General features: G+C 63.5%; 14 protein-coding genes. 8 read left to right on the top strand and 6 right to left on the bottom strand.

Annotation, left to right across the window (positions count from 1 at the left end):
• Positions 1–36 precede the first annotated feature (36 nt).
• Together H0A72_RS06725 and H0A72_RS06720 are read right to left on the bottom strand one after the other, a co-directional pair.
• Positions 37–1,236 (bottom strand): acyl-CoA dehydrogenase family protein, encoded by a 1,200-nt coding sequence (locus tag H0A72_RS06725; protein WP_180154298.1) that lies wholly within the window; start codon positions 1,234–1,236, stop codon positions 37–39.
• Between the two features lie 76 nt (positions 1,237–1,312).
• Positions 1,313–1,801, bottom strand: coding sequence for a flavin reductase family protein (locus H0A72_RS06720; RefSeq protein WP_180154297.1), 489 nt, complete (start codon positions 1,799–1,801; stop codon positions 1,313–1,315).
• A gap of 263 nt (positions 1,802–2,064) precedes the next feature.
• On the opposite strand from H0A72_RS06720, the gene H0A72_RS06715 reads away from it, so the two are divergent.
• Genes H0A72_RS06715 through H0A72_RS06695 form a run of 5 tightly spaced genes read left to right on the top strand, consistent with a single transcriptional unit; the run spans position 2,065 to position 6,522 of the window.
• Complete coding sequence (locus H0A72_RS06715) at positions 2,065–3,219, top strand: ABC transporter substrate-binding protein (RefSeq protein ID WP_180154296.1); 1,155 nt, start codon at positions 2,065–2,067, stop codon at positions 3,217–3,219.
• On the top strand, positions 3,220–4,095 hold the full coding sequence (locus H0A72_RS06710; RefSeq protein ID WP_180154295.1) for a branched-chain amino acid ABC transporter permease: 876 nt from the start codon (positions 3,220–3,222) through the stop codon (positions 4,093–4,095).
• A 2-nt stretch (positions 4,096–4,097) separates the two neighbouring features.
• Complete coding sequence (locus tag H0A72_RS06705; RefSeq protein WP_180154294.1) at positions 4,098–5,030, top strand: ABC transporter permease subunit; 933 nt, start codon at positions 4,098–4,100, stop codon at positions 5,028–5,030.
• Entirely contained in the window at positions 5,030–5,794 is a 765-nt protein-coding gene (locus H0A72_RS06700; RefSeq protein ID WP_180154293.1) for an ABC transporter ATP-binding protein, read from the top strand. The genes H0A72_RS06705 and H0A72_RS06700 overlap by 1 nt, the downstream gene beginning before the upstream one ends.
• A 26-nt stretch (positions 5,795–5,820) precedes the next feature.
• Positions 5,821–6,522 carry an ABC transporter ATP-binding protein gene (locus tag H0A72_RS06695; RefSeq protein ID WP_218953222.1) on the top strand — a complete coding sequence of 234 codons (702 nt, stop codon included), beginning with the start codon at positions 5,821–5,823 and terminating at the stop codon, positions 6,520–6,522.
• 4 nt (positions 6,523–6,526) lie between these two features.
• On the opposite strand, the gene H0A72_RS06690 is transcribed toward H0A72_RS06695, so the two are convergent.
• From H0A72_RS06690 to argE, 4 genes are read right to left on the bottom strand one after another with little or no spacing between them, the layout of a single operon-like run.
• Complete coding sequence (locus H0A72_RS06690) at positions 6,527–7,519, bottom strand: tripartite tricarboxylate transporter substrate-binding protein (protein WP_180154291.1); 993 nt, start codon at positions 7,517–7,519, stop codon at positions 6,527–6,529.
• A 47-nt stretch (positions 7,520–7,566) separates the two neighbouring features.
• Positions 7,567–8,571: an ornithine cyclodeaminase family protein gene (locus H0A72_RS06685; protein WP_180154290.1), complete on the bottom strand. Its 1,005-nt coding sequence runs from the start codon at positions 8,569–8,571 to the stop codon at positions 7,567–7,569.
• Positions 8,568–9,560, bottom strand: a complete 993-nt coding sequence (locus H0A72_RS06680; protein WP_180154289.1) for a threonine/serine dehydratase family protein — start codon at positions 9,558–9,560, stop codon at positions 8,568–8,570. The genes H0A72_RS06685 and H0A72_RS06680 overlap by 4 nt, the downstream gene beginning before the upstream one ends.
• 54 nt (positions 9,561–9,614) lie before the next feature.
• Complete coding sequence (argE, locus tag H0A72_RS06675) at positions 9,615–10,817, bottom strand: acetylornithine deacetylase (protein ID WP_180154288.1); 1,203 nt, start codon at positions 10,815–10,817, stop codon at positions 9,615–9,617.
• Between the two features lie 104 nt (positions 10,818–10,921).
• Here argE and H0A72_RS06670 point away from each other — a divergent pair, with 104 nt between their 5' ends.
• From H0A72_RS06670 to H0A72_RS06660, 3 genes are all read left to right on the top strand, one after another.
• A complete protein-coding gene (locus tag H0A72_RS06670; protein ID WP_246436863.1) occupies positions 10,922–11,599 on the top strand; it encodes a helix-turn-helix domain-containing protein in 678 nt (225 codons plus the stop codon).
• Positions 11,566–12,069 carry a CinA family protein gene (locus H0A72_RS06665; protein WP_180154287.1) on the top strand — a complete coding sequence of 168 codons (504 nt, stop codon included), beginning with the start codon at positions 11,566–11,568 and terminating at the stop codon, positions 12,067–12,069. Before H0A72_RS06670 ends, H0A72_RS06665 begins: the two co-directional genes overlap by 34 nt.
• 300 nt (positions 12,070–12,369) lie before the next feature.
• The gene (locus H0A72_RS06660) at positions 12,370–13,383 is read left to right on the top strand and encodes a cytochrome-c peroxidase (protein WP_180154286.1); all 1,014 of its coding nucleotides are present in this window, start codon (positions 12,370–12,372) and stop codon (positions 13,381–13,383) included.
• The last annotated feature ends 35 nt before the right edge of the window (positions 13,384–13,418 follow it).

The following is a 13,418-nucleotide window of genomic DNA, read 5'->3' as shown; positions in this document are numbered from 1 at the left end:
ATTTACTCCTAGGGTTATAAGGATTGGGATTGATGCTCATATTCGAGCGGTAGGGGGCAGTTCCAGGCCCAGCAGCGCCCTGCCGAAAAGCTCTGCCGCCGGATTCGTCTGCAGAAGAAAATGCGAAGCCATGCTGTGCAAGTCGCGAAAGCATCTTTCTATGGGTCCGTTCGGCAACAGGCTTCCGCCAATATTCCTGACCATGACGTTCACCGCCGCCATGGTCGCATCCGCGATCGTGGCGGCATTGGCCCGGTACTTCGCCCGATCCGCCGCCACGAAATCATGGCCGGCGGCGCCGCGGTCATACAGCTCATCGACATCGTGCATCAATTGATTGAACGCCATATCGAGCTGGCTGGCGGCCTTGCCGAGTTCCGCCAGGGAAAACCGGTCTTCCGTCTGCACCGTGTTGAGGCCCGCGGGCGTGCGGCGCCGGAGCGCCTCGCGATAAAGGTCCAGCATGCCGTAGGCGACGGCGCAGACCGCCGCCGCCACGGACATCGCGAACAGGCTGGTATGCGGGATGCGGTACATGGGATCTTTGTTGCGCTCCCGGCCCGGGTATTGGATGGTTTGCAAATCCTTCCAGCGCACGCTGCGATAAAGGGGCACTTTTTCGTTGTCCAGATAAACGTCCTTGCTGCCGGTGCCGCGCATTCCCATCACGTTCCAGCTGGAATCGTCGATCCGGAAGCTGGCCTTGGGCACGAGAAGCAGGCGCTGTTCGCGCGCGCCGTCCATTTCGAGCTCCACGAGCACGCACGCCCAGTCGGCCACATCGATGCCCGAAGCGTATGTCCATTTACCGGTAAGCGTGAAGTCCGCGCCATCGAACGAGGCATCGACACCCCGGCCGACATTGCCGGTCAGGGCGACCACGATCGCATCCCTGCCATTGGCGAACACGTCGTCCTGCGCACGTGGCGGAAACATGCCCGCCATCCAGGGATGCAAGCCCGCGAGGCTGAGAATCCAGGCCGTCGCGCTGTCGCCGCGCGCGATCTCGCGCGTCACGCGCCACAGCACCGAAGGGCGCAGGCCGTAGCCGCCGTTCTCGCGTGACTGGCATATCCGGAAAAACCCTTTGCCGCGGAGAAGTTCCGTGACTTCGTCGGACACCCGTTTGTCGGCATCGTGCTGCGGCCCCTTCTTTCTTAAAAAAGGAATCAATTCGTGAGCGGCCTGAATCAAGGACTCCGGCTCCGGCGCCGTCTTTGAGGTGAATGCGTTCATTTATTTCTCGCGTTGTTTGTTGAAACCGGCACGGGCATGCCCGGCAGCCCGCCGGCAATCCTGCATGGCATCCTGTTCAGGACGCGGCCAGGGGTATGTCCTGATAGCGTCCGGCCGCGTACACCAAGGCCTTCTCGGGCCGTTCGACCGCGGTCATCGCTTCCACCGCGCCGAAGATCACGGTGTGGTCGCCGGCGCGGTGCGAAGAATCCACACGGCATACGAACGATGCGTTCGCCCCTTGCAGCAAAGGCACGCCGTTTTCGTTCCGATTCCACACCGCGGGTGAAACCGCCATCCGCTTGCCGCCATAGTGGCTCGAAATGCAGTCCTGGCCGGCGCTGAGGATATTCACCGAGAAAACGCCGCGCGCCAGCAAACCGGGCAGCATCCCGCTTTCGTTCCTGATGCAGCACAGCAAAAGCAAAGGGTCGAGGCTGACCGCCGTTACCGCATTCGCGGTCATTGCCGAAATGTGCTCGTCGTCGGATTGCACGGCAATGACGGTAATTCCCGTGACGAAGCGTCCCATCAATTGCCGAAAGCGCTGTTGGGGAGAAGTCATGAATCACTCCTGAATCATTGGTGTTGGCGGAATTCTATGGCCGCTCCGCCGTGCCGGTCTGTATCGGGCTATACCGTCCGGGCATCAATTATTCGCAGCCCCTCCGCCCTCCTTCGGCACCAGGGCGCATATCCGTATTAACACTAGGCCCCGCGCGTGAAAACCGTATAGGCATATACAGACTTGCCTTTTCCCTACTCATATAGTGGAGACAAAACGCAACACACCTCTCACTACATGGTTCAAACAACTGGAGCTGATCAATGAAACCGCTTTCCAAATTACTGTCCGGCTGCGTGCTCGGCCTTGGCCTCATGGGCGCATCGATGGCCGCGGAGAACAAGGAGCCCATCAAGGTCGGCAGCATTCTTTCGGTGACGGGGGCGGCCGCTTACCTGGGCACGCCCGAGCTGAACACGCTGCAGATGTACGTCGACGATCTGAACAAGAGCGGAGGCGTCCTGGGTCGCCCGCTACAGCTGATCCACTACGACGACGCGAGCGACGCTTCCAAGGCCAACGGGTTTGCCAAGCGCTTGATCGAAGACGACAAGGTCGATTTCATCGTGGGCGGCACGACGACCGGCTCGACCATGTCCATGGTGCCGCTGGTGGAGAAAGCCGGTGTTCCATTCATGTCGCTGGCGGGCGCCGTGGTCGTCGTCGAGCCCGTCAAGAAGTGGGTGTTCAAGGCATCGACCACCGACCGGATCGCCGCGGAACGCGTCTTCATCGACATGCGCAAGCGCGGCATCAGCAAGATCGCCCTGCTCTCCGAGACCAGCGGCTTCGGCCAATCGGGGAAGAAGCAATCCGAGGAGGTCGCCGGCAAGTACGGCATCACATTCGTCATCAAGGAGACCTACGGCCCCAAAGACACCGACATGAGTCCCCAGCTGACCAAGATCAAGAACAACAAGGACGTGCAGGCCGTCTTCGTATTCGGCTTCGGCCAGGGCCCGGCCATCGTCACCAAGAACTGCCGCCAGCTGGGCCTGGACCTGCCTCTTTATCATGCCCATGGCATCGGTTCCGAAGAATTCATCAACCTGGCCGGGCCGGCGGCGGAGGGCGCCTACGCACTGGCGCCGGCATTGATGATCGGCGACACCCTGGCCGCCGACGATCCCCAGAAAGCGGTGGTGGCCGGCTATGCCAAGGCTTATCGGGAACGCTTCAAGGAAGACGTGTCCATGTTCGGCGGCCAAGCCTATGACAACTTCTTCATCGTCATCGAAGCCATCAAACGCGTCGGCGGCACCGACAAGGCCAAAGTCCGCGATGCGATCGAATCCACCAAGGGCTTCATCGGCACCGGCGGCGAGATCAACATGACGCCGGATGATCACATGGGCCTCTCCGTCGACTCGCTCCGCATGCTCGTGGTGAAGAATGGCAAATGGGTCGAGGCCAAATAGATGCTTGCAACATTCGTGCAATTCATTTTCTCGGGGCTGACCGTCGGCGCGATTTATGCGCTGGTCGCCCTGGGCTTCACGCTCATCTACAACGCCAGCGGCGTCATCAATTTCGCCCAGGGTGAATTCGTGATGCTGGGGGGGATGCTGGCCGTCTTTTTCACGCACGCCGGCCTCCCCATGCCGGCGGCGATTGCGCTGGCCATCGCCGTCCCGGCGGTGATAGGCGTGCTCGTGGAGAAGTTCACCATCGAACCGGTGAAAGGCGCGGAAACGATCACCCTGATCATCATCACCCTGGGCGTCTCTCTGGTCATAAGAGGCCTGGTGCAGGTCACGCTGGGCAAAGGCACGCATACCATTCCCGCCTTCTCGGGCGACGCCCCCATCATGGTGGCCGGCGCGGCCCTCACTCCTCAAAGCCTGTGGGTGCTGGGCGGCACCGCCATCGTGGTGCTCGTTCTCTGGTATTTCTTTGCGCGCACGCTGGCGGGCAAAGCCATGCTGGCGACCTCATACAACCGCATCGCCTCGCAGCTGGTGGGAATCAACACGAACTGGGTCTTGTTGATGAGCTTTGCGCTGGCGTCGGCCTTGGGGGCGCTGGGCGGCATTCTGGTCACGCCCATCACGCTCACCAGCTTCGACGTGGGCATCATGCTTGGCCTGAAGGGATTCGTCGCGGCGGTTCTGGGCGGCCTGGGCAGCGGCCCGGGCGCCGTGATCGGCGGGCTTCTGGTCGGGCTGATCGAATCCACCGCCGCGGGCTATCTGTCGTCAGCCTACAAGGACGCCATTCCGTTCGTCCTGATTCTTTTCATCCTATTTTTCATGCCCCGCGGCCTGCTGGGCAGCAAAGTCACCGACCGAGTCTAAACGTGAAAAACAGTTCCTACGCAGGCCTTCTGATCATCGCGGCCATACTGGCGCTGCTGCCCTTCGTGCTGCCCAACAGTTTCTATCTCGACCTGGCCATACGAATGGGCATCAACGCCATCATCGTCCTGGGCCTGAACCTGCTGATCGGCTTCGCCGGGCAGATCAGCCTCGGGCATGCGGGATTCGTGGGCCTGGGCGCGTTTGCGTCGGCGGTTCTCCCCCACCACTTCGGCTGGCCCACCTTCGGCGCGATGCTCGGCGGCGCGATGTTCACCGGCATTCTCGCGGCGCTGGTCGCGCGCCCCATATTCAAGCTGAAGGGCCACTATCTGGCCATGGCCACGCTGGGCCTTGGCATCATCGTCAACATCGTCTTGCGCAACGAATCGGAATACACCGGCGGTCCCGACGGCATGCCCGTGATGGCCCTCGACGTACTGGGCTTCGAGATAAGCGGCGATGACCAGTGGTATTGGGTCGTGGCCATACTGCTTTGCATCAGCATCTGGGCGTCCCTGAACCTCATCAACTCGCCCTTCGGGCGGGGGCTGCGCGCGCTGCACGGCTCTGAAGTGGCGGCCCGCGTCGCCGGCGTGAACGTCGAGCGCTACAAAATCGTCATTTTCGTGATGTCCGCCATGTTCGCCAGCGTAATGGGCAGCATCACCGCTCATCACGTCGGCTTCATCACGCCCAGCGTGGCGGACTTTCCCCATTCCATCGAACTGCTCACCATGGTGGTGGTCGGCGGCGTCGCATCCGTCTACGGCTCCGTCGTCGGCGCCGTATTGCTGACCGCGCTGCCCCAGGCGCTCGCCAATTTTGAAGGCTGGGAGATCGTCGCCTATGGCGTCATTCTGGTGACCTGCATGATATTCGTACCCAAGGGAGTCGTCCCCACCATGAACGCCAAGTTCAAGAAGGAGCACTGATGGCGTCTTTGCTCGAAGTATCCAACCTCTCGAAATCATTCGGCGGCGTGCATGCGGTGCAAAGCGTGGGATTCAAGGTGGACGCCGGCATCGTGTATTCCGTAATAGGGCCCAACGGCGCCGGCAAGACGACTCTTTTCAACCTCATCACAGGCGTCTACACACCCGACGCCGGGTCCATACGCCTGAACGGGGAGCCGATCGAGGGAAAGCCGCCCACCATGCTGGCGCGGCGCGGCGTCGCACGCACTTTCCAGAACCTGCAGGTCTGCATGAACATGTCGGCGCTGGAGAACGTCATGGTCGGGGCGCATTTGCACCTGGATCGCAATCCGCTGAAGGCCGCCTTGCGGTTCCCGTCGATCAGGCGGGGCGATCAATCGATCGCGGAACGCGCCGCGGAACTGATGGACTTCGTCGGCTTGGGCAAGTTCGTCAATGCGCACGCCGACAGCCTTTCCTACGGAATGCTGAAGCGGCTGGAGATCGCGCGGGCGCTCGCGCTCAAACCCAGGCTGATCTTCCTGGACGAGCCGGCGGCCGGCCTCAACCCAAAGGAAACCGAGGGCGTGGCGGAGCTGATCCGCGAGGTATCCAATTCCGGGGTTACCGTCGTCCTGGTGGAACACGACATGAAAATGGTGATGAAGCTTTCCGACCGGATCCTGGTGATGGATTACGGCAAAGCGCTCACCGAAGGCACCGCCGAAGAAGTCCGCAACAACCCCCAGGTGATCGCGGCATACCTTGGAGCTCAAGCATGACGGCATCCATTCACGCACCCGAAGCCTTGCTGCGCGTCCGGGACATGGTCAGCGCCTATGGGCGCATCAAGGCGCTGAAGGGAATCGCGCTGGAAATAAATCGAGGCGAGACGGTCGCCCTGATCGGCGCCAACGGCGCGGGCAAGACGACCTTCCTGCGCACGCTTTCGGGCGTGCAGCCCATGGCTGCCGGAACCGTCGCGTTTGACGGTGAAGACATCAGCCGCCTGCGCGCCGACCAGCGCGTCGCGCGGGGCATCTGCCAGTGTCCCGAGGGACGCATGGTGTTCGGTCCGCTGTCCATCGAGGACAACATACGCCTGGGGGCATATACGCGCAAAGACGCTGAAATCGGCGACGACATCGAGAAGGTCTATGCGATGTTCCCGATCCTCAAGCAGAAGCGGCATCTGCCCGCCGGCTCATTGTCCGGAGGACAGCAGCAGATGCTGGCGATGGGCAGGGCATTGATGGGGCGGCCCAAGCTGCTGTTGCTGGACGAGCCATCGATGGGCCTGGCGCCCTTGCTGGTCGAGGAAATTTTCAATGTCATACGGACGCTCAAGTCTCAAGGCATGACGATACTGCTGGTGGAGCAGAATGCCTTCGGCGCCTTGGGCGTCGCGGATCGCGCCTACGTACTGGAGACCGGCCATGTCACCCTGAGCGGAAGCGGCGCGGAACTGGCCGAAAACCCCGACGTCCGCGCCGCCTACCTCGGCATGTGAAAAATCACTCCGCCACGTAGCCCGACTCGCGGATGATGGGTCCCCAGGTGTCCAGGTCGTTCTTGACGATGTCGCCCAGGTCCTTGGGCGAGCCGGCATGCGGCGCGAATCCGATCGGCACGATGGCCTTGGCGATGTCCGGCATGGCCGACACTTTGTTGAAGGCCTGGTTCAAGCGCTCGATGACCGCGGGGTCGGTCCCCACGGGCGCGAAGACGCCCATCCAGCCCGACGCGTTCAGGTTTCCGTAGCCGAGCTCGACGAAGGTGGGGACGTCCTTCAGGATGTCGAGCCGCTGGGGGCCGGTCACGCCCAGGACCTTGACCTCGCCCTTGGCGACGTATTCCGTGATGGTGCCGATGGCGTCCACCGCGGCCGGCACGTGGCCGCCCAGCAGGTCGCTGAGCAAGGGCGCGCCGCCGCGATAAGGCACGGCCGTCATCTTCAGGCCGTTCTTCTTGGCGATGCTGTAGCCGATGAACTGGGGCGCGCTGCCCGGCGCGGGAATGCCGTACAGCCCATAGACCTCGGGCTGCCGCCGGACCAGGGCGATGTATTCGTCCAGCGACTTGGCCGGCGTGTTCTTGCCGACCGCCAGGATGTGCTCGAACTTGGCGATGGGCGCGACCGGCGCGAAGTCCTTGACCGGGTCGTAGGTCACGGTCTTCACGGTCAAGGGCAGGGTGGACAGCATGTGGTTGTTCGCCACCAGCAGGGTCGACCCGTCCTTGGGGCCGCGCACGAAACCCTGGGCCGCCACCTGGCCGCCCGCCCCGGCGCGGTTGTCCACCACCACGCCCACGCCCAGTTCGGCCCTGAGCTTGTCCGCGTAGACGCGCGCCACGGCGTCGGCCGTGCCGCCCGGCGGGTAGCCCACGACCAGCTTGATCGGGTCCGGCAGCGCCTGCGCCCCCGCGGCGCCCGGTCCCAGCGCCAATGCCAGGCCGGACAATGCCAGCCCCGCCAATGATCTCGAAAATTTGCTTGCCGGTTTCATGCTGAGTATCCCCTCTGGTTTATTGAAATCCGCTTTTCATCGATGCACTACAACTCGACGCAGACGCCCTGCCCGCTTTCATCGAAAAGCCGGCGCAGGGCCGCCGCCACGACCACGTCCTCGAGCGCCAGGCCCAGGGACTTGAACAAAGTGATCTCCGCCGCGTCCCGCCTGCCGGGCTCCGTTCCTTTCAGGACCGCGCCCAGTTCCGTCAAAGGCTTGCCGGCGTCGATCCGGCCGGCGCGCAGCGCGCCGAGATATTCGCCCGACTCGTTCCGCGTCGACTCCGCCCGGTCCACGAACAGACGGGCGTCGGCCATGGTGTCCGCATCGATCTCGCAATGGGACGGCGTGCTGGACCCCATGGCGACGATGTGCGTGCCCGCGCGTATCCACGAACGCTGCAATACCGGCGCGGCCGAGTTGGTGGCGGTCAGGACGAGGTCGGATTGCGCCACGGCGCTGCGCGCATCCGCGGCGGCGGCCAGCGCGAACGGGAATTCGGGCTGCATCCGCTCGATGAAGCGGCGGGCGCTGTCGGGATGCCGGCTCACGACGTGGACCGCCTCCAGCGGGCGCACGGCCGCCATGGCCCTGAGCTGCCATTCGGCCTGATGGCCGGCGCCGAACAAGGTCAGGACCCGGGCATCGGGCCGGGCCAGCAGGTCGGCCGCAAGGCCCGAGACGGCCGCCGTGCGCAGCGCCGTGACGCTGCTTGCATCGACGACGGCGAGCGTTTCGCCGGTCTCGCCGCTCATGAGCATCACGCAGCCCTGGTGCGGGTCCTTGCCCAGGGCCGGATTGCCCGGGAACAGCGTGCCGACCTTGACGCCGTACACCGGGGTGGGATAGATGCCGGGGTCGTCCACGCAAGCCGGCATCAGGCCAAGGTAGCCGGTGCTCAAGGGCGACTTGACGATGGTGCGCAAGGGCTGGTCGATCTTGCCGTCGGCCAGGGCCAGGAAGGCCCGCCGCATCAGCTGGATGCCGTCCCGCAGCGACAAGCCGCCGTACACCTGCTCGGCGGTCGCGGTATACACCTGCAGGCTCATCCGGCCACTCCGATCGCCGCGCCCAAATGCTTCATGTAGGTGGCCGGGTCCGTGTTCGTGCCGCAGAGCAGCACCCCCACCCTCTTGCCCGCCAGTTCCTGCCGCAAGGGATGCATCAACGCGGCCGTGGCCACCGCGCAAGCGGGCTCGACCGCCAGCTTGAGCTCGGAGAACAGCATCAGCATGCCTTGCCGGATCTGGTCCTCGGTCACGGTGGCCAGGCGATCTATGTTGTCGCGGCAGATCTGGTAGCTGTAGGCATCGGTGTGGGGCGCCATCAGGCTGTCGGCGATGCTGCTCATGGGGCCCATTTTCTGCGGCGCCCCGGCGGCAAAGCTGCGCGCCATGACGTTCGCCCCCTCGGGTTCTATGCCGTACACCCGGCACGCCGGGTTCCGCAGCTTGACCGCGGCCGACACGCCCGCCGCCAGGCCGCCTCCGCCGACGGGCAGAATGACGGCGTCCAGCTCGCCCGCCTGCCGCAGCCACTCGTATCCCAGCGTCGCGGTGCCCAGGACGGTGGGATAGGTGCTGAACGGATGGATGAAGCTCATTTTTTCGTTCTGCTCGATGCCGCGCACGATGTCGAACGCCTGCTGGCCGTCATCGGCGAAGATGATGTCCGCGCCGTACTGCCTGCACAGCGCGACCCGCGCCGGGCTGGCCGTCTTGATCATCACCGTCTTCGCCTTAACGCCCAGCCGGTGCGCCGCATAGGCGACCGCCACGGCGTGATTGCCGGCCGATACGCAGGTGACGCCCCGCGCCTTGGCCTCGTCGGACAGGCCGAGCAGGTTCGTGAATGCGCCGCGCGCCTTGAAGGTGCCGGATTGCTGGAGCAATTCGAACTTGAAGTTCGCCACCGTGCCGTCGGGCAGCGCCGGACCCGCATAGTCCATGACCGGGGTCTCCCTGACATAGTCGGCCAGGCGGGCGTGCGCCTGCGAAATGGTTTCCAAGGTGAATGGCTGTGCCTGCTCTGCGTTCATGGTGTGGCTCCTGCTGTGTGTCTGGAAAACGGACGGGGCGTCCCGCTCGTGGGGTCAGGCCCCATGCGGGACCTGGCTCCCTATCAAGGCGGCCAGGAATTTCTCGCACTGGGCGATCTGGTCCAGGGTCACGTATTCGTCCGGCCGGTGCGCCTGCTCGATGTTCCCCGGGCCGCATATGACGGCGGGCACGCCGGCCTTCTGGAACAGGCCGGCTTCGGTGCCGTATGCGACCTTGCGCACTTCATGATCGTTCGTCAAGGCCCGGACCAGCTGCGTGATCGCTTCCTGCTCGGCGGCGTCCAGCCCCGGCGACTTGGCCAGCTCCTCGATTTCCACCCGGCCCGAGGGATGCTCGTCTTTCATGCGCGGCAGGATGTCCCGGTCGATGTAGGCGCGGATCCGGCTCAGGATTTCCTCGGAAGAAGTATCGGGCAGGTTCCGGTATTCGAATTCGAACTCGCAAAGATCCGGAACGGTGTTCAGCGCAATGCCGCCCCGTATCATGCTGGCCTGCACGGTGGTGTAGGGAACGTCGAACGCCTCGTCGAAGGGGCCGTCGGCCTTGTGGCCGTCGGCGATGTCGCGGATCATGCAGATGATGCGCGCGGCATATTCAATGGCATTCAGGCCCCGGTTCGTCAGCGACGAGTGCGCCGCATGGCCGTGGACGCGGCAGCGATACGCATTGATCCCCTTGTGCGCCACGATGGTGCGCATGCTGGTCGGCTCGCCCACCACGCAGCCGGCGGGGTTCACGCCGCGCTTGACGAGATCCTCGATCATGCCCGGCGCGCCCACGCAGCCCACTTCCTCGTCGTAGGAATAAGCCAGGTGCACGGGCTGGGCGGGCCGCGCCTGGAGCATCATGGGGACCAGCTGCAAGGTGACGCCGATGAAGCCTTTCATGTCGCAGGCGCCGCGGCCATACAGGCGCCCGTCGCGTATCGATGCGGCAAAGGGGTCGGACGTCCATGCCTGGCCGTCCACGGGAACCACATCGGTGTGGCCGGACAGCACGATGCCGCCGGTCGTCCGCCCCGATGCGCTGGGCACGGTCGCAAACAGGTTGGCCTTCTTGCCCGAGCGGTCATGCGTCAGCACGCATTGCAGCCCCTGCCGTTCGAGATAGGACCGGATGAAATCGATGAGATCCAGATTGGAAAGCCGGCTGGTGGTGTCGAAAGAAATCAGCTTGCTGATCCAGTCCACGGCGCTATTGGGATAAGCCTGATCGGCGACGGACGCTTGCGGCATAATGGGCGACTCTGCAAAACTGTGAAGCCGTAACGATAGGCCAAAATTTTCCTATGTGAAAATAATTTAAATATATAAAAATAGAAACTAAATTACTTAATGTCATGAACAATGCGGCGGAAGAGCACCGCGGTCCCGGGCCGGCGCCCACACTGACCAAGGCGGAATTGGGGGAAAAAATCCGCGCGGCGCGGAAGGCCGGCGGCGTGACCCTGCTGCAGCTGGCGGAACGGTCCGGCGTTTCGCTGGCATCGCTTTCCAAGGCCGAAAGAGGGCTGATCGCCCTGAGCTACGAAAAATTCCTGGCCGTCAGCCAGGCGCTGGCGCTGGACCTGACGGATCTCTTCCACAAGCCCAGCGGCAAGGGCGTGCGGGAGCGCATGGTGGTCGACCGGGTGAACGAGGCCGTCATCTACAAGGCCGACCGCTATCTCTACGGCATGCTGGCAACGGAATGGCCGCAGAAGAAAATGACGCCCATGTACGGCAAGGTCGAGCCGGGCAAGCCCGTGAATACCGCGGACTTCAGCAGGCATGCGGGCGAGGAGTTCATCTTCGTGATCAGCGGCAGCCTGACGATGCAGTTCGAGAACGGCGAATCCCGCACCCTGCATGCGCACGACAGCATTTACTTCGACAGCGGCCTGGGCCACCACTATCTGTGCGCGTCGGCGGACGCGGTCGAGATCCTGGTGGTGTGCGTCAATGAATCGAACGAGCCCGGCACGGCGCTTGCTGAACCGCGCCCATGGACACCGTCGAACAAGTCGCCGAATTCATGAGGTCTCGCGGGCTGCTGCTGGTCACGGCGGAGTCGTGCACGGCGGGGCTGATCGCCGCCACCCTGGGCGACGTCCCCGGCGCCGGCAAGCTGCTGGACTGCGCCTTCGTGGCCTATTCGGTCGATGCCAAGCGGCGCAATCTGGGCGTGCGCGACAGCACCTTGCGGCAATACAACCTGACCAGCGAGGAAGTGGCGCGAGAAATGGCGCAAGGCGCCTTGCACGGCACCCGGGCCAACCTGGCCATATCGAACACCGGGGTGGTGGACGACACCGACAGCCGCATTCCCGCCGGAACGCAATGCTTCGCCTGGGTGTTCCGCAAGCCCGCCGCGAATGCGGAAAGCGTCGGCGGCGCGTTGGAGGTGTTTTCGGAAACGCGGGTATTCCAGGGAGACCGGACGGCCATACGCCAGGCCAGCGCCCATTACGCCCTGCTGAGGATTCCGTACTATCACGCGCGGCTATGAAGGCGCGTGGGCAGGGCGGCGGGCGTTCCGGCGCCGTTGGCCTGGCGGGGATGCGCCGCCGATTACGCCGCGGCGGCCGGCGCCCCGTTTGCCGGCGGCTGAACATGATATTTTAATTCAGCCACTGCGCGCACCCATGAAATCCCTAGTAAACCACTGCGACATTTGTTCATTTATATGTAAGGTTTGATTCCCGTCAAACATATTGCCAAATAACCATGTTGATATTAGGGTAATGCAATTACTCACAACATGGGGAAAATCATGTTCAAGCGCGTTACCCTAGCTCTCGGCTTAGCCATGGCATTCGGTGTCCAGGCCGCGGCCGCCTCCACGCCCTCTTCGGAACAGCTCCGCAAGACGGCGAGCAGCCTGTTCAAGCCTATTCCCGAGGCTCAGGTGGTCATCAAAGACAGAAATCTGTCCGTGGACCAGATCGAGCTGGGCAAGTGGCTGTTCTTCGAACCTCGCCTGTCCAAGAGCCACATCATCAGCTGCAACACCTGTCATAGCGTGGGCACCGGCGGCGCCGACAACATTCCGACGTCCATCGGCCACGGCTGGCAGGCGGGCCCCCGCAACTCGCCCACCGTGCTGAACGCGGTGTTCAACATCGCCCAGTTCTGGGACGGCCGCGCCGCCGACCTCAAGGAACAGGCCAAGGGCCCCGTGCAGGCCAGCGTGGAAATGAACGCCACGCCCAAGCACGTGGAAGAGACCCTGCGCAGCATTCCGGAATACGTCGAATTCTTCGCCAAGGCCTTCCCCGGCGAAAAGGACCCGGTCACCTTCGACAACATGGCCAAGGCCATCGAAGCGTTCGAGTCCACATTGGTCACGCCCAATTCGCGTTTCGACCAATGGCTGGCCGGCAAGGAAACCCTCAGCAACCATGAGCTGAACGGCTTGAATCTGTTCATCAACAAGGGCTGCGTGGCCTGCCACTCGGGCATCAACGTGGGCGGCCAGGGCTATTTCCCCTTCGGCGTGATCAAGCGGCCCGGCGCGGAAGTGCTGCCGGCGGGCGACAAGGGCCGCTTCGCCGTCACCAACACCGCCTCGGACGAGTACGTGTTCCGTGCCGGCCCGCTGCGCAACATTGCGCTGACGGCGCCCTACTTCCATAGCGGCGAAGTCTGGGACCTGGAACAGGCGGTGGCCATCATGGGCTCCAGCCAGCTTGGCCACGAGCTGAACACCGAGGAAGTCAAGGCCATCACCGCCTTCCTTCACACTTTGACCGGCGAGCAGCCCCGGGTCGAATACCCGATTCTGCCGCGCAGCACCCCTGCAACTCCTAGGCCGGCTCAGTAAGCGGCCAGTAGGGCCGGGCTTCGCAAGGCGCCCGG

Source organism: Parapusillimonas granuli, assembly GCF_013416525.1.
GTDB classification, from domain to species: domain Bacteria; phylum Pseudomonadota; class Gammaproteobacteria; order Burkholderiales; family Burkholderiaceae_B; genus Parapusillimonas; species Parapusillimonas granuli.
Note: the sequence above shows the minus strand (reverse complement) of the source record. Positions and strands in the feature narration are given on the sequence as shown.